Annotated in this window: 16 protein-coding genes and 1 tRNA gene; 7 read left to right on the forward strand and 10 right to left on the reverse strand. The window is 69.1% G+C overall.

Features of this window, described 5'->3' with window-relative positions; genetic code table 11:
* From HHX41_RS41420 to HHX41_RS41425, 3 genes are all read right to left on the reverse strand, one after another.
* The coding region (locus HHX41_RS41420) for a serine protease (RefSeq protein WP_259401611.1) at nt 1–1271 on the reverse strand (1271 nt) is incomplete at its 3' end.
* A 408-nt stretch (nt 1272–1679) separates the two neighbouring features.
* Entirely contained in the window at nt 1680–3182 is a 1503-nt protein-coding gene (locus HHX41_RS37080) for a serine protease (RefSeq protein WP_182909689.1), read from the reverse strand.
* A gap of 936 nt (nt 3183–4118) precedes the next feature.
* Nucleotides 4119–6002 carry a serine protease gene (locus tag HHX41_RS41425; RefSeq protein ID WP_259401612.1) on the reverse strand — a complete coding sequence of 628 codons (1884 nt, stop codon included), beginning with the start codon at nt 6000–6002 and terminating at the stop codon, nt 4119–4121.
* Nucleotides 6003–6602: 600 nt separating this feature from the next.
* On the opposite strand from HHX41_RS41425, the gene tnpA reads away from it, so the two are divergent.
* Nucleotides 6603–8219 (forward strand): IS200/IS605 family transposase, encoded by a 1617-nt coding sequence (gene tnpA, locus HHX41_RS37095; RefSeq protein WP_396795764.1) that lies wholly within the window; start codon nt 6603–6605, stop codon nt 8217–8219.
* Between the two features lie 16 nt (nt 8220–8235).
* On the opposite strand, the gene HHX41_RS37100 is transcribed toward tnpA, so the two are convergent.
* Nucleotides 8236–8763, reverse strand: a complete 528-nt coding sequence (locus HHX41_RS37100; RefSeq protein ID WP_182909690.1) for a MarR family winged helix-turn-helix transcriptional regulator — start codon at nt 8761–8763, stop codon at nt 8236–8238.
* 81 nt (nt 8764–8844) lie between these two features.
* Between HHX41_RS37100 and HHX41_RS37105 the strand changes: the two genes are divergently transcribed.
* A complete protein-coding gene (locus HHX41_RS37105) occupies nt 8845–9591 on the forward strand; it encodes a trans-aconitate 2-methyltransferase (protein ID WP_182909691.1) in 747 nt (248 codons plus the stop codon).
* 58 nt (nt 9592–9649) lie between these two features.
* A complete protein-coding gene (locus tag HHX41_RS37110; protein WP_182909692.1) occupies nt 9650–11116 on the forward strand; it encodes a CYTH and CHAD domain-containing protein in 1467 nt (488 codons plus the stop codon).
* Between the two features lie 48 nt (nt 11117–11164).
* Here HHX41_RS37110 and HHX41_RS37115 read toward each other — a convergent pair whose 3' ends face one another.
* The 5 genes from HHX41_RS37115 to HHX41_RS37135 form a co-directional block, all read right to left on the reverse strand.
* A complete protein-coding gene (locus HHX41_RS37115) occupies nt 11165–12073 on the reverse strand; it encodes an NUDIX hydrolase (RefSeq protein ID WP_259401613.1) in 909 nt (302 codons plus the stop codon).
* Nucleotides 12073–14169 (reverse strand): RNA degradosome polyphosphate kinase, encoded by a 2097-nt coding sequence (locus tag HHX41_RS37120; protein ID WP_182909693.1) that lies wholly within the window; start codon nt 14167–14169, stop codon nt 12073–12075. The genes HHX41_RS37115 and HHX41_RS37120 overlap by 1 nt, the downstream gene beginning before the upstream one ends.
* Before the next feature lie 146 nt (nt 14170–14315).
* Nucleotides 14316–15332: a TetR/AcrR family transcriptional regulator gene (locus HHX41_RS37125; protein WP_182909742.1), complete on the reverse strand. Its 1017-nt coding sequence runs from the start codon at nt 15330–15332 to the stop codon at nt 14316–14318.
* 277 nt (nt 15333–15609) lie between these two features.
* On the reverse strand, nt 15610–16548 hold the full coding sequence (locus HHX41_RS37130; protein WP_169983499.1) for an acyl-CoA desaturase: 939 nt from the start codon (nt 16546–16548) through the stop codon (nt 15610–15612).
* 283 nt (nt 16549–16831) lie between these two features.
* Nucleotides 16832–17404: a YafY family protein gene (locus HHX41_RS37135; RefSeq protein ID WP_220504778.1), complete on the reverse strand. Its 573-nt coding sequence runs from the start codon at nt 17402–17404 to the stop codon at nt 16832–16834.
* Between HHX41_RS37135 and HHX41_RS37140 the strand changes: the two genes are divergently transcribed.
* The 4 genes from HHX41_RS37140 (at nt 17364) to HHX41_RS37155 (ending at nt 20900) form a co-directional block, all read left to right on the forward strand.
* A complete protein-coding gene (locus HHX41_RS37140) occupies nt 17364–17837 on the forward strand; it encodes a hypothetical protein (RefSeq protein ID WP_220504779.1) in 474 nt (157 codons plus the stop codon). The two genes, HHX41_RS37135 and HHX41_RS37140, sit on opposite strands and share 41 nt — an antisense overlap.
* Before the next feature lie 82 nt (nt 17838–17919).
* Nucleotides 17920–17990 (forward strand) — tRNA-Gln (locus HHX41_RS37145).
* 164 nt (nt 17991–18154) lie between these two features.
* A complete protein-coding gene (gene glmU, locus HHX41_RS37150) occupies nt 18155–19633 on the forward strand; it encodes a bifunctional UDP-N-acetylglucosamine diphosphorylase/glucosamine-1-phosphate N-acetyltransferase GlmU (protein ID WP_182909694.1) in 1479 nt (492 codons plus the stop codon).
* Between the two features lie 289 nt (nt 19634–19922).
* Nucleotides 19923–20900 (forward strand): ribose-phosphate diphosphokinase, encoded by a 978-nt coding sequence (locus HHX41_RS37155; protein ID WP_169983497.1) that lies wholly within the window; start codon nt 19923–19925, stop codon nt 20898–20900.
* 54 nt (nt 20901–20954) lie between these two features.
* On the opposite strand, the gene trpS is transcribed toward HHX41_RS37155, so the two are convergent.
* On the reverse strand, nt 20955–22046 hold the full coding sequence (gene trpS, locus HHX41_RS37160; RefSeq protein WP_182909695.1) for a tryptophan--tRNA ligase: 1092 nt from the start codon (nt 22044–22046) through the stop codon (nt 20955–20957).
* Nucleotides 22047–22174: the final 128 nt, after the last annotated feature.

Here is a 22174-nt window from a genome sequence, read left to right on the forward strand (position 1 = left end):
TCCTCGGCCTTGAGCGCCGGGGCAGCGGCCTTGAAGGTCTTGCCGTAGGCCCACTTGAGGGTCTTGCCGGTGAAGGCGTAGTTGCCGTCGGGGTGCGACCCGCTCGGGTAACCGAAGACGAAGACCGCGGAACCGATCTTCTGGTTGTAGGCCAGGCCCTGACCACCGACGTTGCCACCCAGGGTGCCGACGTCCTTCAGGGCGATGTCGACGATCTTGCCCTTGAGGATGTAGTCGACGTCGAACAGGACCCAGAACTGGGCCTTGTAGTAGCCGTTGTCCTTGGTGTAGTAGAAGGACTTGCCGTCCGACGAGAAGCCGCCGTTGCCATACTCCTGCTTGCTGACGCGGGTGATGGTGAAGCCGGCCCGCTTGCCCAGCTTGACGTCGGTGCTGTCACCGCGCACGAGCGCGTCGGTGTTCTCCTTCGCCCAGCCGGTCAGCTGGCAGAAGTCGTCCCAGCTGACGTAGCCCTTGGTGGACTCCTCGCCCTTCTGGGCCAGGTGCCGGTAGTCGGGAACGGCCACGACCTCGCCGGCCCAGCCGGTGGTCTTGAGCTCGAGGTCCTTGCGGGCCTTCTCAGCCTCGGCCTTGGTCTCGAACTTGCGGTTGTTCACCCAGTTCTTGACCTTGTCGACGGCCACGTCGGTGACCTGGACACCGTTGTAGACGGTGACGAACGCGTAGTTGCGGTCGCCGTCCTCGTAGTTGTCGAAGTCGTAGTGGGTGTACGCGGTCTTACCCACGTAGATGCCCCACGGGGTCTTGCCCTGGTAGTAACCGGGGATGAAGACCCACTTGTCCAGCGTGGCCTTGTTGCTCACCGTGTCGTAGACACAGTGACCAGCGGTCGCGACCAGGTTCTTGTACTGGCTCTGCACCGAGGTCGCCGAGCACCAGTGCGGCTTGTTGTCCGCACCGATGAAGAACACCTTGCCGGTGGTCTTCGGCAGGTTGATGTTCTTCAGGTTCGCCGTGGCGGCCTTCTGGTCGCCGCTGGAGCCGACGACGCCGGCCTTGCTGTCGGCGGAAGCGCCACCGGTCGAGACGTGCTTGGACGGCACGGTCGTCTCGACGTTGTACGGCGTGGCGTTGATGAGGTTGGCCTTGCCCTGGCCGTACCAGAACGCCGCGACCTGCTTGGCGGCGAAGTTCGTGTTGGCCAGGTTCACGGGCGGGGCGACGTCGGTGTCGGCGTGAGCCGGCGCGGCGACGGCGGCGGCAGCCAGCAGGCCCGCCGCGATCCCGCCAAGAGCGAGGGTGCGCTTCATGGGTTTCTCCCAGGTCTGTCGTGGGACGCCGCTTGCGCCCCATCCGTCAGTGAAGGATCGAGGAGAAAGCTATAGGAGAGTTTGGTGAGGTGTAAGCGCTCCGCGGCTTGTGCTCTTCCGGCAGCGCCCGCTGCGCCGTCCCTTCCAACGGGGTGCCGAGCCACGTTTTGGCTGATCATTAAGGGTGTGTTTCGGTTGTGCTGCCGTGGTTTTGTGCACCAGCGGTGTGACCTAAATCACAGTTTCTGGTGAAACCAGATGGGGCTCTCTCCCGTCAAAGCGGCCCTGCCGGACGCCCGGCCCCGCCGCCTGTCGCTTCCACGAAGGAGGCGCCCTCGGGCATGCGAAAAGGGCCCGGCTGGAAGCCGGGCCCTTTCCTGTGGTCCAGTTAGAACGTCAGAGGGAGTCTCAGACGATCTTGCCGGAAGCGAACTTCGCGGCGTACTGGTAGACGGCCAGGGTCTCACCGTCGAAGTACGGGGAGACGCTGGTGTCGATGCGCTTGTTGCCGTCGGTGTCGGAGACCGCGATGGTCACACCGTTGAGGTAGCCAAGACGCTTGGTGCTGCTGTAGCGGTAGAGCCACGAGGAACCGATCGAGCCCTCGCCGGTGAAGCTGGTCTTGATGCCGACGAGCTCCTCGGCCTTCATGGCCGGGGCAGCGGCCTTGAAGGTCTTGCCGTAGGCCCACTTGAGGGTCTTGCCCGTGAAGGCGTAGTTGCCGTCGGGGTGCGACCCGCTCGGGTAACCGAACACGAAGATGCCGGTCCCGATCTTCTGGTTGTAGGCCAGGCCCTGCCCGCCGACGTTGGCACCCAGGGTGCCGACGTCCTTGAGGGCGATGTCGACGAGGTGACCACGGAGCTTGTAGTCGACGTCGAAGTTGCCCCAGTAGGTCGCCTTGTACCAGGCGTTGTCCTTGGCGAAGTAGAAGGCCTTGCCGTCGGGCGTCCAGCCGCCGTTGCCGAACTCCTCCTTGGAGACCCGGGTGACCTCGGTGCCCCACGTCCGGTCCTGGTACACGGAGGTGCCGTGCTCCTTGGCCTGGTTCTCCAGGGTGGCCGCGTTCGCCGGGACGTTGCCGCCGAGCTGGTTCTTGGTGGCGGGCGCCTTCTGCGAGCCCGGGGTACGGAGAGGAACCCTGGTGTCGTAGTCCACCACGGGCACGATCTTGCCCGCGAAGCCGGTGCTCTTGAGCTCCAGCTCCTTCTGGGCCTTCTCGGCCAGAGCCTGGGTCTCGAACTCGCGGTTGTCCACCCAGTTCTTGACCTTGTCGGACTGGACGTCGGTGACCTGGACGCCGTTGTAGACCGTCACGAACGCGTAGTCGCGGTCGCCGTCCTCGTAGTTGTCGAAGTCGTAGTGGGTGTACGCGGTCTTACCCACGTAGATGCCCCACGGCGTCTTGCCCTCGTAGTAGCCGGGGATGAAGACCCACTTGTCGAGGGTGTTCTTGTTGCTCACCGTGTCGTAGACGCAGTGACCGGCGGTGGCCACGAGGTTCTTCCACTGGCTCTGCACCGAGGTCGCCGAGCACCAGTGCGGCTTGCCGTCGCCGCCGATGAAGAACACCTTGCCGGTGGTCTTCGGCAGGTTGATGTTCTTCAGGTTCGCCGTGGCGGCCTTCTGGTCACCGCTGGAGCCCACAACGCCGGCCTTGCTGTCGGCGGAGGCGCCGCCGGTCGACACGTGCCGCGTGGGGACGGTCGTCTCGACGTTGTACGGCGTGGCGTTGATCAGGTTGGCCTTGCTCTGGCCGTACCAGAACGCCGCCACCTGCTTGGCGGCGAAGTTCGTGTTGGCCAGGTTCACGGGCGGGGCGACGTCCGAGTCGGCCTGAGCCGGCGCGGCGACGGCGGCGGCAGCCAGCAGGCCCGCCGCGATCCCGCCCAGAGCGAGAGTGCGCTTCATGGATTTCTCCCTGGTCTGTCGTGGGACGTCACCTGCGCCCCATCCGTCAGTAAGAGACGAGGGAAAAGGTATAGGAGAGTCATGTGGGGTGTAAGGGCATTCGCGGCTTCCGTTCGGGTGCCAGCGGCACCCGAGCCGTGCCGTTCGACGGGATTCGGTCGCGTTTTGCCTGATCATTTACGTCGCGCATCAATCTTCCTGACGGAGCTGATCAGCCTCTAATGTGACTTAAATCACAGGTTTGGATGGAAACCGGAAGCGTGTGCATCGCGTCGAAGCGGCCCCGCAGGGAAGGCGGGCATCGGAGACGAGGGGCGTCGTCATGGTGGCGGGCATTGGGCCTGTCTGAGGGCTTGTGCCGCAGGTGAGGACGCATTCGGCCGCGTCGCGGAGTCGTCTCGCAAGCCCGGCTCGCCCGCTCGTGCCGCCTCCGCCCATGCCGCTGCTCCACAGAACCTCGCGAGCGGAGGTCTCGCCGTGCTCCGCGGGCACGGAGACGCCGGCGGCGGCAGGGAATTTGGACCGGTCCGAAAACTGCCATTGGCTTATTGCATCGGTCCAATGACATTCGGTCGCGTTCTGGTTCGCCGGGCCGTAGTCCGTGACCGCCTCTGTCAAGGCCGGGGAGAGGGAAGTGGGTCCTTCTCCACTGTGCGCACGGAATTTCAGCGGCCGGATCTGGGCCGGGTAGAGCCCCCGAGGCCGGCTGTACGACCCTCAGCGCGTGCCGGCGGCCGTCCGGGCGGCCGGGGCGCTCGGGGGGCCACACGTACGTGCGGGGGCCCGGATCACGGGGATGACAGCGGCGCGCGGCATGCGGGAGACCGCGCAGGAGACGTCGCGTGCGGGGAAGTCCGGGGAAGTCCGGGGAAGACGAAAGGGCCCGGATGGACAAGCCATCCGGGCCCTTCCTGACGCCGTCAGGAGTCAGAACACTCAGACGATGCGGCCCGAGTGGAACTTCGCGGCGTACTGGTAGACAGCCAGGGTCTCACCGTCGAAGTACGACGAGATGCTGGTGTCGATGCGGTCGTTGCCGTCCACGTCGCCCAGGCCGATGGTCACACCGTTCAGGTAGCCGAGCCGCTTGGTGTTGCTGTAGCGGAACAGCCAGGACGAGCCGATCGAGCCCTCGCCCGTGAACGAGGTCTTGACCCCGACGAGCTCCTCGCCCTTGACGGCCGGGACGCTCACCTTGAAGGTCTTGCCGTAGGCCCACTTGAGGGTCTGGCCGGTGAAGGCGTAGTTGCCGTCCGGGTGCGACCCGCTCGGGTAACCGAACACGAAGACGTTCGTGCCGATCTTCTGGTTGTAGGCCAGGCCCTGACCGCCGACGTTGTCGCCGAGACGCCCAACGTCCTTCAGGGTGATCTTCAGCGTGCCGTGCGGCCTGTGGTCGTTGCGGACCGACTTCGCCCAGAACGTCCGGGCGTAGTACTTGTACTTCGGCCGGTGGTTGTTGTCGTCGCAGTGGTCCCTGCCGCCGCCCCGACGGTCGTTGTCGCCGGAGAAGCTGCCGCGGGGGTTACGGTCGTCGTCGCACCAGTCCGGCTTGCCCGTCGGCTTGCCGGTCGGGGTCGCGGTGACGGTCGTGGTCGCGGTCGCGGTCACCGTGGCGGTCGCGGTCGCGGTGACAGTCGCGGTCGCGGTCGCGGTCGCGGTCGTGGTCGCGGTCGCGGTGACGGTCACCGTCGGCTTCGGCTCCGGCTTGGAGGGCTCGGGGTGCCGGTTGTTCTGGCCACTCGGCGCGACTTCCGGCGTGAGGGCCTTGGCCTCGTCCTTCGGGCCCTGGTGGTCGTCGTGCCTCGGACCCTTGTGGTCGTCGCGGTCCCAGACCTTCTTGCGGAAGTACAGGGTCTTGCCGTCGCCGCTCGGGTAGGAGTCGAAGCGGCTGTTGTACTGGCGCTCGCTGATCTCGCGGGTCTCGACGCCCGTGCCCTTGGCCCAGGGGCCGTTGCCGGTGAGGTCCCTGCCCCGGTTCAGGGCCTGGAACTCGCGGATGGACAGGCGCTTCACGTACGAGCGGCGGTCGTCGTGGCCGTTGCGCCCACGGTCCTTGCCGTCGTGGTCGTTGCGACCGCGGTGGTCGTCACGCCCGTAGTCCTTGCCGTCGTGGTCGTTGCGTCCACGGTGGTCGTCACGCCCGTGGTCGTTGCGTCCACGGTGGTCGTCGCGGCCGTACTTGTCGTAGCTGACGTCGGTGACCTGGACACCGTTGTAGACGGTGACGAACGCGTAGTTGCGGTCGCCGTCCTCGTAGTTGTCGAAGTCGTAGTGGGTGTACGCGGTCTTACCCACGTAGATGCCCCACGGGGTCTTGCCCTGGTAGTAACCGGGGATGAAGACCCACTTGTCGAGGGTGGCCTTGTTGCTCACCGTGTCGTAGACACAGTGACCAGCGGTCGCGACCAGGTTCTTGTACCCGCTCTGCACCGAGGTCGCCGAGCACCAGTGCGGCCTGTGGTCGGCGCCGATGAAGAACACCTTGCCCACGGTGCGGGGGAGGTTGACGTTCTTCAGGTTGCCGGTGGCGGCCTTCTGGTCACCACTCGACCCGACGACACCCGCCTTGCTGCTGGCGGAGGTCCCACCGGTCGACACGTGCTTGGTCGGGAGCTTGGTCTCGACGTTGTACGGCGTGGCGTTGATGAGGTTGGCCCGGGCCTCGCCGAACCAGAACGCGGCCACCTGCTGAGCGGCGAAGTTGGTCTTCGCGAGGTTGATGGCCGGAATCTGGTCGTCGGCTTGGGCCGGCGAGGCGACGATTGCGGAGGCCAGGAGGCCGGCCGCGACGCCGCCGAGAGCGAGAGTGCGCTTCAAGGTGGATCTCCCTGGTCTGTCGTGGGGCGTCACTTGCGCCCCATGCGTCAGTGAAGGAACTGATGGAAGTTATAACGAAGAAAGCCTCTGAAAACAGAAATTTCAGAATTTGCTATCAGTGTCCACAGGGTCTCCACGCGCCGTCCTGGCGGCTCCGCCGTACGCCTACAGGACTCGTCTCCGCTGATCACGTAGCCATCGAGAGTCCCTCACTCCATGGCCGGACTGGACCGGTCCAGGGACAAATGTGATGAAAATCACAGTGGTAAGGAGTTGTGTCACTGCGGAGAGTGAGCCAACAAGTGGTGACGAAGCGTCGATTGTGGAGTCGAAAGCGTCAAATGAGACAAACGGCAGAGATTGGCATTTCCGTGCCGTGACGAGGGCGTTCGTCGGCTGTCGAATCCAGGGGACCCGGTGGAGGTGGAGCCGGCCGGCTCAGTGACCTGTCCCATCAAGTTGAAGGCAGGGGACCGCTCCCCTCAGGGGGCGGGGGAATGCCGAGCGGGAAGGCGGTCTAGCGCCTGAGCGTGCGTTGACCTGCGGATTTCGGCTCTCAGAAACCGCTGCTGTTAGCAGCGCAGATCTTATAATGATCGAGTGTCTCGTCAGGTGCGCGCTTCCCCCGGTGCGGCGTACGGCTTGGGCTACCACGTGGTGTGGTGCCCCAAGTACCGGCGCCGTGTCCTGGGCGGCCGGGTCAAGGCCCGGCTGGAGGAGTTGACCCGCGCCAAGGCCGCAGAGCACGACTGGGAAATCATCGCCTTGGAGTTCGTCAAGCCGCACCCGAAGCGCTCGCCCTCGTACGTGGCCAACCAGTTCAAGGGATGCACCTCTCACCACCTGCGCGCCGAGTTCCCGCACCTGCGCTCCCAGCTTCCGACGCTGTGGTCACGCTCGTCCTTTGTGGCGAGCGTGGGAGCTGTCAGCGCGGCGACCGTGCAGCGCTATATCGAGACCCAGTACGAGCGTGTCCCAAGAACAGCGGGGGCGCTGATGCGTAGGTCGTTCAAGTTCCTGCTGCGTCCCACGGTCAAGCAGCAGATCACGCTGACCGCGATGCTGGACGATCATCGGGCGCTGTACAACGCGGCGCTGGAAGAGCGCCGCGAAGCGTACCGCCGGGCGAAGATCTCGATCCGGTACGGGGACCAGTCCGCGCAGCTGAAGGAGATCCGTGCCGATGACCCGGCAGGGCAGGGCCGCTGGTCGTTCACCAGCCAGCAGCAGACGCTGCGCCGGTTGAACAAGGCGTTCGAGGCGTTCTTCCGCCGCGTCAAAGCGGGTCAGCCGCCTGGCTACCCGCGGTTCAAGGGGCGGGGCTGGTTCGACACGGTCACCTTTGTCGAGGGCGACGGCGCGAAGTGGGACTCCCAGCCGCACCACCCCAGTGCGACGTTCGTGAAGCTGCACGGGATCGGGCAGGTGCGGGCGCATCAGCACCGTCCGGTGCGTGGCCGGGTTAAGCAGATAGAGGTCAAGCGGGAAGGCTCCCGCTGGCTCGTGGTCGTCTCCTGTGACGATGTGCCCGCTGTGCCACTGCCCGCGACCGGCCGCGAGATCGGCGTGGACATGGGCGTGGTCCACTTCGCCACCGCCAGCGATCCGATTGCCGGGGTGAGCGACGAACACGGTCACATCCCCAACCCGCGCTACCTCAGAACCGCGCAGGAGGAGCTGGCCGCCGCACAGCGCGCCTACGCGGGCACGAAACGCGGTTCGCAGCGCCGCCGGAAGGCAGCGCAGAAGATCGGCCGGATTCACCGTGCGGTGGCCCGGCAGCGGGCTGACCACGCGCACAAGACCGCGCTCGCGCTGGTCCGGAACGCGGACGTGATCGTGGTCGAGGACCTGCGGATCGCCAACATGACCAAGAGCCCGAAGGCCAAGCCCGCCCCTGAGCAGGCGGGCGTGTTCCTGGCCAACGGGGCAGCGGCGAAGGCCGCACTGAACAAGAGCATTCTGGACGCGGGTTGGGGGGTGTTCCTGGGCATCCTCGCGCACAAGGCTGAAAGCGCCGGTCGAGAGCTGATCTCGGTGAACCCCGCCAACACCTCCCGCACCTGTCCCCGATGCGGGCACGCGAGCGGAGAGAACCGCAAGGTCCAAACCGACTTCGCCTGCGTGGCATGCGGGTATGCCGCCAACGCGGACGTGGTCGGGGCGAGCAACATCAAGAGGGCCGGGCTGGTCCTCCGCGACGCCAGCGCGGCGTAGCGAGAAGCCCCCTCGTTTACGAGGGGGAGGAGTCACTGGAGGTGTCGAAGGGGACCAGGAGTGTACGCAGCAGAGCGGCGAGGGCCTGCTGCTCGTGCTGTTCGAGACCGGCCAGCAACTCGCGTTCGCGCCGCAGCAGGTCGGCGAAGGCGGCGTCCACACGGTGCATTCCGGCCGGGGTCAGCCGTACGAGCACGCCGCGCCGGTCCTCGGGGTCGGGGCGCCGGGTGACCAGCCCGGCGGCGGCCAGCCTGTCGATGCGGTTCGTCATCGTGCCCGAGGTCACGAGAGTGGCGCGCAGCAGCGCTCCCGGGCTGAGTTCGTACGGCTCGCCCGCCCGGCGCAGGGCCGTCAGCACGTCGAACTCCCATGACTCCATGTCGTGGGAGGCGAAGGCCGCACGACGCTCACGCTCCAGGTGCCGGCTCAGCCGGGAGACACGGCTCAGCACCTCGAGAGGTGTCACGTCCAGGTCCGGGCGCTCCTGCTTCCAGGCCGCTACCAGCCGGTCCACCTCGTCCTCGGCGGGCCTCGAGAAGGTCATGGGCCGAGTTTATCTTCTCTTGACATCGAGATATCTCACGCGATATCGAGTATCTTGACATCAAGATAACGGAGGCGTGGTATGTGGGATCCGGAGATCTACGGGCGCTACGCGACGGAGCGCGGCCGTCCCTTCCATGAGCTCGTGGCCCGGGTGGGCGCCCGATCGCCCCGGTACGTCGTCGATCTCGGGTGCGGCACCGGAGAGCTCACGGCGACCCTGTGCGATCGCTGGCCCGGCGCCCGGGTGCACGGCGTCGACTCCTCGCCCGAGATGATCGCCAAGGCGCCGCCCGGGCCGACGTTCGAGACGGCCGACGTCCGCGACTGGCGCCCGCCGCACGCGGTCGACGTGATCGTCTCGAACGCGCTCCTGCAGTGGATCCCGGAGCACCCCGACCTGCTGCGCCGGTGGAGGGGGCACCTGACCGAGGGCGGCTGGCTCGCCTTCCAGATTCCCGGCAACTTCCACGCGCCGAGCCACGCCGTCGTGCGCGAGCTGTGCCGTACGACCTGGCGGGAGGAGCTGGGCGACGTGCCGCGGGGTGTGCCGGTCGGGGATCCGGCCGACTACGTGGACCTGCTCGCCGGTCTCGGCTTCGTCGTGGACGCGTGGGAGACCACCTACGTGCACGTCCTGCCGGGGGAGGACCCGGTGCTCGGCTGGATCAAGGGCACGGCCCTGCGGCCCCTGCTCGACCGGCTGCCGGCCGAGCGGCACGCCGCCTTCCTCGCCGACTGCGCCCGGGCCCTGCGCGCGGCCTACCCGCCCAGGCCGTACGGCACGCCGTTCCCGTTCCGGCGGATCTTCGTGGCCGCGCACCTTTGAAATCTGTTCACTTTCGCATGGCAGTATGACGCCGACCGGGACACCACAAGGGGGAACGGTGGCGCTTGAGATAGAGGACAAGTTCGACGTTCCGGAGGGCTTCGCCCTGCCCGACCTCGGCGGCCTGCCGGGGTGCGAAGGGGTGGCCGAGCCGCTCTCCCACCGGTTGACCGCCGTCTACTTCGACACCCCCGACCTGCGGCTGGCGGCCCGGGGCGTCACCCTGCGACGGCGGCGCGGCGGGGACGACGAGGGCTGGCACCTCAAGCTGCCCAAAGCCAAGGGCGCCCGCCAGGAGATCGCCCGGCCGCTCACCCGCGGCGCCAAGGTGGTGCCCGCCGAGCTGGCGAGCCTCGTCCTCGCGTACACGCGGGGCGTCCCGCTCGCGCCGGTGGCCCAGCTGGAGACCCGCCGCGGGGTCACCCGGCTGCTCGGTCCGGGCGACACGGTGCTCGTGGAGATCGCCGACGACCGGGTCAAGGGCACGGTGCTCGGCGACGAGCCGGTGGTGCGGCGCTGGCGCGAGGTCGAGGCCGAGCTCAAGGAGGGCGATCGCGACCTCCTGAAGAAGGTGGCCAAGCGCCTGCGCAAGGCGGGCGCCGCTCCCGCGGACAGCGCGAGCAAGCTCGCCCGCGTCCTGGGCGACCGCATACCCGCGCCGCGGCCCGTGACCCGGCCCGAGCCCGGTTCAGCCGGGGAGGTCGTCGCCGCCTACCTCCGCGCTCACGCCGCCGCGCTGCTCGCGCGGGACCCGCACGTGCGCCTGGCCGAGGAGGACGCCGTCCACAAGGCCAGGGTCTCCTGCCGCCGTCTGCGCAGCGCGCTCAAGGCGTTCAAGCGGATCGTCGCCGGCACCGAGGAGCTCCGGGAGGAGCTCAGGTGGCTCGGCGAGGTGCTGGGCGAGGCGCGCGACCTGGAGGTCATCCGGGCCCGGTTCGCCGCCCGGCTCGACGCCCTCGATCCCCGCTTCGTCACCGAGGACGCGCGCCGCAGGCTGGGTGACGACCTGCGGGCCAGGGAGCACGACGCGTACGACCGCATCCGGGCGGCCCTCGGCGGGGAGCGTTACCTCGCGCTGCTCGACGCCCTCGACGCGCTGGCCGCCGACCCTCCGCTGACGGCCACGGCGGCCGAGAACGCGGACAAGGCGCTGCCGAAGATCGTGGACAAAGCCTGGCGCCGGGTGACCGACGCCTACGACGCGGCGCGGCGCATGGAGGAGGGCGAGGAGAGGGAGACGGCCATGCACGAGGTGCGCAAGGCCGCCAAGCGTGCCCGCTACACGGCCGAGGCGGCCGGCATGCCCGGCCATGCCGAGCGCGCCGAACAGGTGCAGGAGGTGCTCGGACGGCACCAGGACGGCGTCGTCGCCCAGGGCGTGCTGCTGGAGGAGGCGGAACGGGCCAGGCAGGCGGGGGAGGACACCTTCACCTACGGCGTGCTCGCCGGCATCGAGAGCGCCGAGGCGGCCCGGGCCCACGAGGAGTTCCCCGCCGTCTGGTCCCACCTCCCCCACCCCGCGTGATCTCGTAGTCGGTCGCGAGCACGGCGGTTCGGGTGATCCTGTAAACGATCAAGCGTGGGTGGCGTAGCGTTCCAGGCTCACCACGTGCTCACCCGCGTCGTCGCCGACGGCACCCGCGACGGCCCGGTGGAGTACGGCGAAGCCGCCCTTGGCGAGGTTGCGGTCGCCCATGCCGTACGGCGCCCGGTGGGCCATGTCCAGCAGCTCGGGCAGGACCTTGCCGTGGCTGCAGAGCACCGCGGGCTCGGGCTCGGCCAGCAGGTCGCGGACGACGCGTTCCGCCGCGCGCGGGTCGTAGCCGCTCTCCGACAGCGCCTCCTCCTCACGCACATCAAGCCCGTACCGCTCGGCGTACGGCCGCAGCGTCTGCGTGCATCGCCTGCTGTGCGAGCTGACCAGCGTGACCGGGCGGTAGGCCCCCAGCACCGTGGCCAGGATCTCGGCCTGGGCGTGTCCGTGCTCGTCCAGCGGACGCCGGTCGTCGTCGCCCTTCCACTCCTGCCGCGAGCCCGCCGGCGCGTGCCGCAGCAGGATCAGCGGCATGGTGACCAGGGGAGCGGCGCCGACGGCGCGCAGCAGGCTGCGGTCCCAGGCGTAGGTGAGGCGCCGCCGCGCCTCCTCGATCGGCAGCCAGGCGACCTCGTCGACCTCGTGCCCGTCGCCGCCGATCGCATGCTGGTACCCCGGGGCGTGGGCGAGCCAGTAGTCCACCCGCTTGAGCCGGCCGCCGCGCATGTAGTGCACGGGCGGAAGGGCGCGGCCGAGCACGACCCGCAGGCCGGTCTCCTCCCACACCTCGCGCAGGGCCGCCGCGATCACGTGTTCGCCGTGCCTGAGCTTTCCCTTGGGCAGGCTCCAGTCGCGGTACGCCGGCCGGTGGACCAGGGCGACCTCCGGGTCGTCGGCGTTCCCCCGCCAGACGACCGCACCGGCCGCCCTGATCATGCCGCCGCCCATCACTCGGCCCCGTCGTCCAGGGCCCGCCAGCGGCGGCTCGCGATCAGGTGGTGCTGGAGATCCACCTCGCCCCGGTGGCGCAGCCACTTGCCGTCCGAATGCAGCGTCCAGGCCGTGGTGGTGTCCTCGAACGCCATATCGAGCAGGTGGGACAGATATCTGCGATGCTCCGGGCCGGCGACCTTCACCAGCGCCTCGACACGGCGGTCGAGGTTGCGGCGCATCAGGTCGGCGCTGCCGATCCACATCTCGGTCCGCCGTCCGCCGCCGAACTCGTAGATCCGGGAGTGTTCCAGGAACCGGCCGAGCACGCTGCGTACGCGGATCGTCTCGGACAGGCCGGGCACGCCGGGACGGAGCGTGCAGATACCGCGCACCCACAGATCGACCGGCACCCCGGCCTGCGAGGCCCGGTACAACGCGTCGATGACGGGCTCGTCCACGAGCGAGTTCGTCTTGATCCGGATCCGCGCCGCACGGCCCGCCCTGCGATGGGCGATCTCCTGCTCGATCCGGGTGAGCAAACCCTGTCGCAGCGAGTCGGGCGCGACCAGCAGCTTGCGGTAGTAGGACTGGTGGGAGTAGCCGGTCAGGTGGATGAACAGGTCCGTGACGTCCTCGCCCACCTGCGGGTCGGCGGTGAGCAGGCCGAAGTCCTCGTACTGCCGGGCCGTCTTCGGGTTGTAGTTGCCGGTGCCGATGTGGCAGTAGCGCCGCAGCTCGCCGCTCGCCTCCTGACGGACCACCATCGACAGCTTGCAGTGCGTCTTGAGACCGAGCACGCCGTACACGACGTGGCACCCGGCCGTCTCCAGCTTGCGCGCCCAGGAGATGTTCGCGTGCTCGTCGAACCTCGCCTTGATCTCGACCACGACCACGACCTGCTTGCCCGCCTCGGCCGCGTCGATCAGCGCGTCCACGATCGGCGAGTCGCCGCTGGTCCGGTAGAGGGTCTGCTTGATCGCCAGCACGTCCGGGTCGGCCGCCGCCTCCTCCACGAACCGCTGCACGCTCGTCGCGAACGAGTCGTACGGGTGGTGGATGAGGATGTCGCGCTCGCGCAGTATGGCGAACAGGTCGTCCTCGGCGCTGATCGCCTCCGCGGGGACGAACGGCCGGTAGTGCAGCTCGGGACGGTCGAGGTCGGCGATGGCGTGCAGCCCGGTCAAGTCGAGCGGCCCGGGCAGGCGGTAGATCTCGTTGCCGGCCACGCCCAGCTCGTCGACGAGCAGTTCCAGCACCTCGGGCGTGATGGTGTCCTCGACCTCCAGCCGCACCGGCGGCCCGAACCGGCGGCGCAGCAGCTCCCGCTCCAGCGCCTTCATCAGATTCTCCGTGACGTCCTCGTCGATCTCCAGGTCCTCGTTCCTGGTCACCCGGAAGACGTGGTGCTGCACGATCTGCATGCCCTTGAACAGCTCGCCCAGGTGCGCCGCGATCACGTCCTCCAGCGGGACGAACCTGCTCGGCGAGGCGGTCACGAACCGGGGGAGCTGCGAGGGGACCTTCACCCGCGCGAACACCGTGTGGCCGTTCGCCGGGTTCCGCACCATCACGGCGAGGTTCAGGGAAAGGCCCGAGATGTATGGGAACGGGTGGGCGGGATCGACGGCCAGCGGCGTCAGCACCGGCCGGATGCGCTCACGGAAGAGCTTGCGCAGCGCCGTCCGCTCGTCCCTGGCGAGGTCGTCCCACCGGACGATCGCGATGCCCTCCTCGGCGAGCTCGGGGCAGATCCGGTCGTGGAAGACCGCCGCGTGCCTGCGCGCGAGGTCGTCGGCGACCGTCGCGATCCGCGTCAGCGCCTCGCTCGGCTTCAGCCCGCCCGGCGTCCGCAGCAGCAGGCCGGTCGCCATCCGCCGCCTGAGCCCGGCCACCCGAACGCGGAAGAACTCGTCCAGGTTGCTCGCGAAGATGGCGAGGAACCGGACGCGTTCGAGCAGCGGCAACGAGGAGTCCTCCGCCAGTTCCAGGACACGCTCGTTGAACTGGAGCCAGCTCTCCTCGCGGTTGAGGAACCGGTCGTTGGGCAGCGGGGCGTGCGCGGGGAGGTCGGCCTCCTCCGGCTCAGAGGCGGGGGAGCTTTGGGCGGACATATAACGAAATATGCCCTAAGTCGTTGAACGGAACGTTAACTTCGTAGCAACGAAAGCGTCAGGCCGTGGTGCCCAGGCGCCGTTTTCCCTGTTCGCCGCGCCTCCGCGGCGCCCGCCGTACGGGGGTCGTCCCGCGCGGCGGGCGGTCAGACCTCTCCGTGCTGCTGCCGGTCGAGTCCCTTGGCCCGCTCACGCTGCAGGCGTTCGAGTTCCCTGGCCCGCTCGCGCTGGCGGCGTTCGAGTTCCTTCGCGCGCTCCCGCTGCTCGCGCTCCTGTGCCTTCTCCTGCTCGCGGCGGAGCTTCTCCTGCTCCTTCGTCTGCCGCTCGAGCTCCTTGGCGCGTTCGCGCTGCTCGCGCTCCTTGGCCTTCTCCAGCTCGCGCTGCTGGCGTTCGAGCTGCTTGGCGCGTTCGCGCTGCTCGCGCTCGCGCGCCTTCTCCTGCTCGCGGCGGAGCTTCTCCTGCTCCTTCGAGTCGCGCTCGGCGGGACTCGCCGTACGGGTGTCCACGGTGGGGGACAGGACCAGGCCACGCGTCGCGCCGGTGAGCACGGGATTGGCGTCCAGGCCCGTCAGGCCGTTCCACGACAGGTTCACCAGATGGGCGGCTACCTCCTCGCGGCGCGGTTTGCGCACGTCGAGCCACCACTGGCCGGTGAGAGCGGTCATCCCCACGAGCATCTGGGCGTACATCGGCGCGAGCTTGGGGTCGTAGCCGCGCTCCTTGAACTCGTCCGCCAGCACGTCCTCCACCTGGCTGGCGATGTCGCTGATCAGGCTGGCGAAGGTGCCCGTCCCCGACGCGGCGTGGGAGTCGCGGACCAGGATGCGGAAGCCCTCGCTGCTCTCCTCGATGTACTGGAGGAGAGCGAGCGCGGCCCGCTCCAGCTTGATGCGGGCGTGCGAGGCCGACAGGGCCTGGGTGACCAGGCTGAGCAGGCGCTGCATCTCCCGGTCGATGACGACGGCGTAGATGCCCTCCTTGCCGCCGAAGTGTTCGTACACCACGGGCTTGGACACCTTGGCGCTGGCCGCGATCTCCTCGACCGAGGTGCCGTCGAAGCCCTTGTCCGCGAACAGGGCACGGCCGACCTGGATCAGCTGCTCGCGCCGTTCCGCGCCGGTCATGCGTCTGCGGGATCGGGAGGACTCGCTCACGGGTTCCATCATGGCGGGTGCGGCGGCCCGGACCCGGCGCGGGACGGTCGCGGTCCCTGTTTTCCCGGCAGGAGTCCTCCCGGCAGGAGTGGCCGGAAGCGCCGGTACGGCCACCGCGGAGACGGGGGCCGTACGAGTGCCGGGACCGGCCGGGGACGTGGGTACGGAGGGCGCCGCCGGTAAAGGAGGCGCCGATGTGGGGGACAGCGGTGAGGGGGATGCCGGTGCGAGGGTCAGGGCCGCCGTGTTCCGGAGAGCGGCCCTGCCGTCAGCACTGACTGAGTCGTCAGGCAATTCGCTTCGCCGCCAGGCGCTCGGGAGTCGGCCAGCGCACGTCGTGAGCCCATCCGGCCTTCTCGAACCAGCGGATGACACCCGCGCTGAGGTCGATCTGGCCCTTGAGCGCGCCGTGCCGGGCGCAGGTGGGGTCGGAGTGGTGGAGGTTGTGCCACGACTCGCCGAACGAGGGGATGGCCAGCCACCAGACGTTGCGGGACTTGTCGCGCGACTCGAACACCTCCTCGCCGAACACGTGGCAGATGGAGTTGATCGACCAGGTGACGTGGTGCAGCAGCCCGATCCGCATCAGCGTGCCCCAGAAGAACGCGGTCAGCGCGCCCTGCCAGGACCAGGTGATCAGTCCGCCGAGGACCGGCGGGAGCAGCAAAGAGGTGATCGCGATCGTGGGGAACCACCGGTGCAGCTTCTTGATGTCCGGGTCCTTCAGCAGGTCCGGGGCGTACTTGGCGCGGTTGACGCGCTCGACCTCGAAGAGCCAGCCCACGTGCGCGTACAGCAGGCCCTTGCACATCGACTTGAAGCCGGGCCCGAACCGCCACGGCGAGTGCGGGTCGCCCTCCTTGTCGGAGAACTTGTGGTGCTTGCGGTGGGCGGCCACCCAGTCCAGCACCGACATCTCCAGCGAGAGGCTGCCGGCGATCCCGAGCGCGATCTTCAGAGGCCGGTTGGCCTTGAACGAGCCGTGCGTGAAGTAGCGGTGGAACCCGACCGTGACCCCCAAGCCGGACACGATGTAGAAGACGCCGGCGATCGCGACGTCCGTCCAGCCCAGGCCCCATCCCCAGGCGAACGGTACTGCGACGATGACCGCGAGGATCGGAAGGCCGACGACGAGTGCGAAGACGACCAGATCGGCTTTGCTCTTGCCTTCGGGTTCGAAGTCCGGCTTCGGCTGTGGGGAGGGACGGTCGGTCAGGACGGTCATGGGCTACCTCACGAGATGGGAAAGAATTTCTGGCTACGCAACCGTAACCTACGCCATCGTAAGTTAGGAATCCCTAAGAGCGAATGTGTGGAAGGTGACGCTCCGGGCCATATCTGGTGGCGAATCCACGCCTTGCACCAACGGTCGGCCATCTGGTAATGCCTCGTGCTCGCTCTCGGCCACGCCGTCGATGCCGCGGCGTCCACCGCGACGTGCCCGTAATGCCGTCTCGATAACACCCGGGAGCGCCTCATTTCGAGAGACATGCCAGGAGGCGGCGGCATCACGATTCCGTGGTCCGAGGCCGGGCCGCGGCGACGAGGCGGGCGCCGAGTGCGCGGATGTGCTCGACGAGTTCGGGCGGCTCGTGCACCTCGAACGGGACGCCGAGCCGTGCGACCCACGCGGCCGGCTCGTCGAGGGAGTTCGACCCGGTGCTGAGGACGCACGCGCCGTCGTCGACCGGCTCGACCACCGCCATCGTCGGGGGCATCCGGGCGGCGACGACCTCGGCCGGGGCGTGCACGGTGAACCGGCCGCGGTAGCGGTAGGGGTCGACGCAGCCGGTACGGCTCGGCGGTGCGGCGGTCCTCGGCGCCGTCGTGGGAGCGGTAGCCGAACCGCAGGCTCTCCCGGTGGCGACGGCCGCGGCGATCGCGGTGAGCACGTCCGGGTCCACGGCCGAGGCCGGGTCCGTCAGGGGAACCGTGACCGACCGCAGGTCGCCGACGCGGTGCCGGAGCCGGGACGGGAGGACCTGTTCGAGCTTGGCGAGGGCGCGGAGCGAGGTCTCCTGGACGTTCGGCCTGCACGACTTGCCCGCGGCGCAACTGGCGTGGATCGCGGAGAAGTTCAAGGAGTGGACCGCCCCGGCCCGCGAACTGCCCGAGGAGGCGGTGGACCTCGACCAGGCGCTCATCGATGTGAGCATCTACTGGTTCACCCGGACCGCCGCCTCGGCCGCCCGTCTCCACAAGGAGGGGCAGAAGGGCTGGGGGGCGGCGGCCGAGTATTCCGCGCTGCCGCACGGCGTCGCCGTCTTCCCGGGCGATGCCGGGGTCCGGCGGATCGCCGAGCGCGAACACAACGTCGTGCACTGGTCCGAGTTCGACCGCGGCGGCCACTTCGCCGCGATGGAGGCGCCGACCTGCTCGTCGAGGACGTCAGGGCCTTCTTCCGCCCCCTCCGGTGAGCTCCTGACCCCGGCTCCGGCTCGCGGGCCGGGCGGAGCGGTCGTGCGATGTGACGTGGCACGTCCGGGCATGGGGCGAATCACTGGGAAAGACTGATGCTCAGTGAACGGTCGGCTCTGTATCCTGAGTGCGGATTCGGGCGGCCGCCGGAATCCGGCAAAGCGGGACGTTGTGCCCTTCCCGGGTCGTCTAGGGGCAAGACTACAGATTTTGGTTCTGTCAACGGAGGTTCGAATCCTCCCCCGGGAGCCTGTTCATCCGTCCGTCCGCGCCCCAGGGGGGCTGGTTCCCTCTCGGGGCACGGCAGGTAAGCTCACCTTGTCGAGCGGGTGACCGTGCGGTTCCTGGGTAGTGGACGCGTGGAAGCCGCAGCCGATCCCGTGTAAGCCGCGACGCCGAGGGAGCCTCAGTCCGTGAGTGTGCCGCGCCCGGCAGCCGTGATCGTCCTCGCCGCGGGCGAGGGCACCAGGATGAAATCGAAAACCCCCAAGGTCCTCCACGAGGTCTGTGGTCGTTCACTCGTGGACCACATGCTCGCCGCCGCGCGCGGCCTCGCCCCCGAGCGGCTGATCGTGGTCATCGGGCACGCGCGCGAGCAGGTCGGCGCCCAGCTGGCGGCGACCGCGCCGGACGCCCGTACGGTCGTCCAGGACAAGCAGAACGGCACGGGTCACGCCGTGCGCACCGCCCTCGAAGCCGAGGGCCCGATCGACGGCACCGTCCTGGTGACGTACGGCGACACCCCGCTGCTGCGCACCGAGACCCTGGCGGCCCTGCTCGAACGGCACGCCGCCGACGGCAACGCCGTCACGGTGCTGACCGCCGTCGTCCCCGACCCGACCGGTTACGGCCGGATCGTGCGCGACGAGGACGGCGCGGTGCTGGAGATCGTCGAGGAGAAGGACGCCACCCCCGAGCAGCGCGTGATCGCCGAGATGAACTCGGGTGTGTACGCCTTCGACGGCGCGCTGCTGGCCGACGGCCTGAAGCGGATCGGCGCCGCCAACGCCCAGGGCGAGGAGTACCTGACCGACGTGCTGGCCATCCTCCGCGAGGACGGCCACCGGGTGGGCGCGCACGTGGCCGCCGACCACGCCGAGGTCGAGGGCGTCAACGACCGCGTCCAGCTCGCCTTCGTCCGGCGCGTGCTCAACGACCGCATCCTGGAGGCGCACATGCGCGCCGGGGTGACCGTCGTCGACCCGGCCGGCACGTGGGTCGACGCCGGGGTCACGATCGAGCCCGACGCCGTGATCCATCCCGGCACCCAGTTGAAGGGCGCCACCCGGATCGGCGCGGGGGCGCAGGTCGGGCCGGGCAGCACGCTCACCGACACGGTCGTCGGCGAGGACGCCGTCGTGCGCAACACCGTCGCCGACGGCGCGGAGATCGGCCCCGGCGCCGCCGTGGGTCCGTTCGCCTACCTGCGCCCCGGCACCGTGCTGGGCCCCACGGGCAAGATCGGCGCGTTCGTCGAGACCAAGAACGCGCGGATCGGCGAGGGCTCCAAGGTCCCGCACCTGACGTACGTCGGCGACGCGACGATCGGGGTCGGCTCCAACATCGGCGCCGCCTGCGTCTTCGTCAACTACGACGGCGTCGCCAAGCACCACACGGTCGTGGGCGACCACGTGCGCGTGGGCAGCGACAACATGCTCGTCGCCCCGGTCACGATCGGGGACGGCGCCTACACGGCCGCCGGATCGGTGATCACGTCCGACGTGCCCCCCGGGGCGATGGCGGTCGCCCGCGGCAAACAGCGCAACATCGAGGGCTGGGTGGTGCGCCGCCGCGCCGGCACCCGGTCCGCGGAGGCGGCCCTGCGGGCGACAGAAGCCCGCGACACGACCGCGGCGAACGGCGCAGACCCCGCCAATGACCAGGGCCAATGACCAGGGCCGGTGATCAGGGCCGGTGATCAGGGCCGGTAATGAGGACCGGCGATCAGGACCACCTGCGGCCCGCCTCCCCGCGGGCCGTACGGGGACAGGAAAGACACGTACGAGGCGCGGTCTGACCGCGTAGCGCCTAAGGGCCAGGCCAGGAGGACACCGTGACCGACCACATCGACCGGGCGAAGGGGTTCGCGAGCCCCGGGCGAAACGAGGGAACGGCGCCACGGCCGGCCCGGCCTCACCACGCCCGGTACGGCGAACAGGCTCGACACGCGAGGAGCGCGGCATGAGCGGCAAGAAGACGACCGGCGAGCGGAACCTGATGTTCTTCTCCGGCCGGTCCCACCCGGAGCTGGCCGAGGAGGTCGCGAGCGCCCTCGGCGTCGAGATAACGCCGACCGCGCTGCGCGACTTCGCCAACGGCGAGATCTACGTGCGGTATCTGGAGTCGGTGCGCGGCTGCGACGCCTTCGTGATGCAGAGCCACACCGCGCCGATCAACCAGTGGATCATGGAGCAGCTGATCATGGTGGACGCCCTCAAGCGGGCCTCGGCCAAGCGGGTCACCGTGATCATGCCGTTCTACGGCTACAGCCGGCAGGACAAGAAGGGCCGCGGCCGCGAGCCGATCACCGCCAGGCTGATGGCCGACCTGTTCAAGCAGGCGGGCGCCGACCGGATGATGTCCATCGACCTGCACACCTCGCAGATCCAGGGCTTCTTCGACGGTCCGGTGGACCACCTGTTCGCCCTGCCCGTCCTGATCAACTACCTGCGCGGCAAGCTCGACCCGGCGACCACCACGATCGTCTCTCCCGACACCGGCCGCGTACGGCTGGCCGAGCGCTGGTCGGACTCGCTCGGCACGCCCGTGGCGTTCATCCACAAGCGGCGCGACCTCGACGTGGCCAACCAGGTGAAGGTGCACGAGGTGGTCGGCAAGGTGCGCGGCAGGACCTGCGTGCTGATCGACGACATGATCGACACCGGCGGCTCGATCTGCAAGGCGGCGGACGCGCTGTACGAGCACGGCGCGACCGACGTCATCGTGGCCGCCACGCACGCCATCTTCTCCGACCCGGCCGTGGACCGGCTCAAGAACTCCCGCATCTCCGAGGTGGTCGTGACCAACACGCTGCCGATCCCGGAGGAGAAGAGGTTCGACAGCCTCACGGTCATGTCGATCGCCCCGCTGCTCGCCCGGGCCATCACCGAGGTCTTCACCGACGGCTCCGTCACCAGCCTCTTCGAAGGCGACAGCTGAGCCACACCACCGGGCCCCCGGTCACGTCGTCCGAGGGCCCGGTGGTGCCGGCAGTCAGTAATAGAGGGCGTTCATCGCCGCGCGTACTTCCTTGAGGGTGGCGTCGGCGATGACGGCGGCGCGTTCGTTGCCGTCGCGCAGCACGCCGCGGACGTGCGCGCGGTCCCGGGCCAGCTCCGCGCGCCGCGCCCGGATGGGCGCGAAGTAGTCGTTGACCGCCTCGGTGACGGTGGCCTTCAACGCGGCGGCTCCCCTGCCCCCGATCTCGCCGGCCACCTCGTGCGGGTCCCGGCCGAGGCACAGCGCGGCCAGGAGGACCAGGCTCGAGACCTCGGGCCGGGCGACGGGGTCGTACGCGATGTGGCGGTCGGCGTCGGTCTTCGCGCCGCGGATCAGCCTGGCGGTCTCGTCGGCGGTCGCGGCCAGGGCGATGGAGTTGCCCCGGCTCTTGCTCATCTTGCCGCCGTCGGTGCCGAGCAGCAGCGGGGCCTCGGACAGCAGCGCCTCGGGCTCGGGGAACACGGGGCTGCCCGGGGTGCCGTAGCGGTTGTTGAAGCGGCGTGCGACGGTGCGGGCCACCTCCAGGTGGGGCAGCTGGTCCTGCCCGACCGGGACGAGCCCGGCCTTGCAGAACAGGATGTCGGCCGCCTGGTGAACCGGATAGGTGCACATCAGCCCGCTGACCGCCGACTGGCGCGAGTGCGCGATCTCGTCCTTGACCGTGGGGTTGCGGCCCAGCTCCGCGACCGAGACCAGGCTGAGGAACGGCAGGAGCAACTGGTTGAGCGCGGGTATCGCGCTGTGCGTGAAGATCGTGGCCCGGGCCGGGTCGATGCCGACGGCCAGATAGTCGAGCACCAGGTCCTCCACGTGCTCGGCGAGCCGGTCGGCGACGTCGCGATCGGTCAGGACCTGGTAGTCCGCGACGAGCACCATCATGTCCACCCCCAGGTTCTGCAGGCGGACGCGGTTGTGCAGGCTGCCGAAGTAGTGTCCCAGGTGCAGCCTTCCGGTCGGGCGGTCGCCGGTCAGCGCGCGGAACCGGCCGGGCCGCTCCCGGACCGATCTCTCCAGTTCGGCGCTGCGCCGTCGCGCGGCCGGCACATCGAGGTCGTCGGACGTGGTGGTGTCGAGGGTCGTGCTCATGTGGTCTCTCCCTTGGCGGCTGGTTCGCCGTTCCGACGGCGACCCCTCGTCCAGGGAGCACGAAAAAGGGCCGTCCATCCGAACGGCCCGGTCGTACGCGTGTGAGATGGCCGCTCCTATTCGGAGCG

Source organism: Microbispora sp. H13382 (genome assembly GCF_014161445.1).
Classification (GTDB): domain Bacteria; phylum Actinomycetota; class Actinomycetes; order Streptosporangiales; family Streptosporangiaceae; genus Microbispora.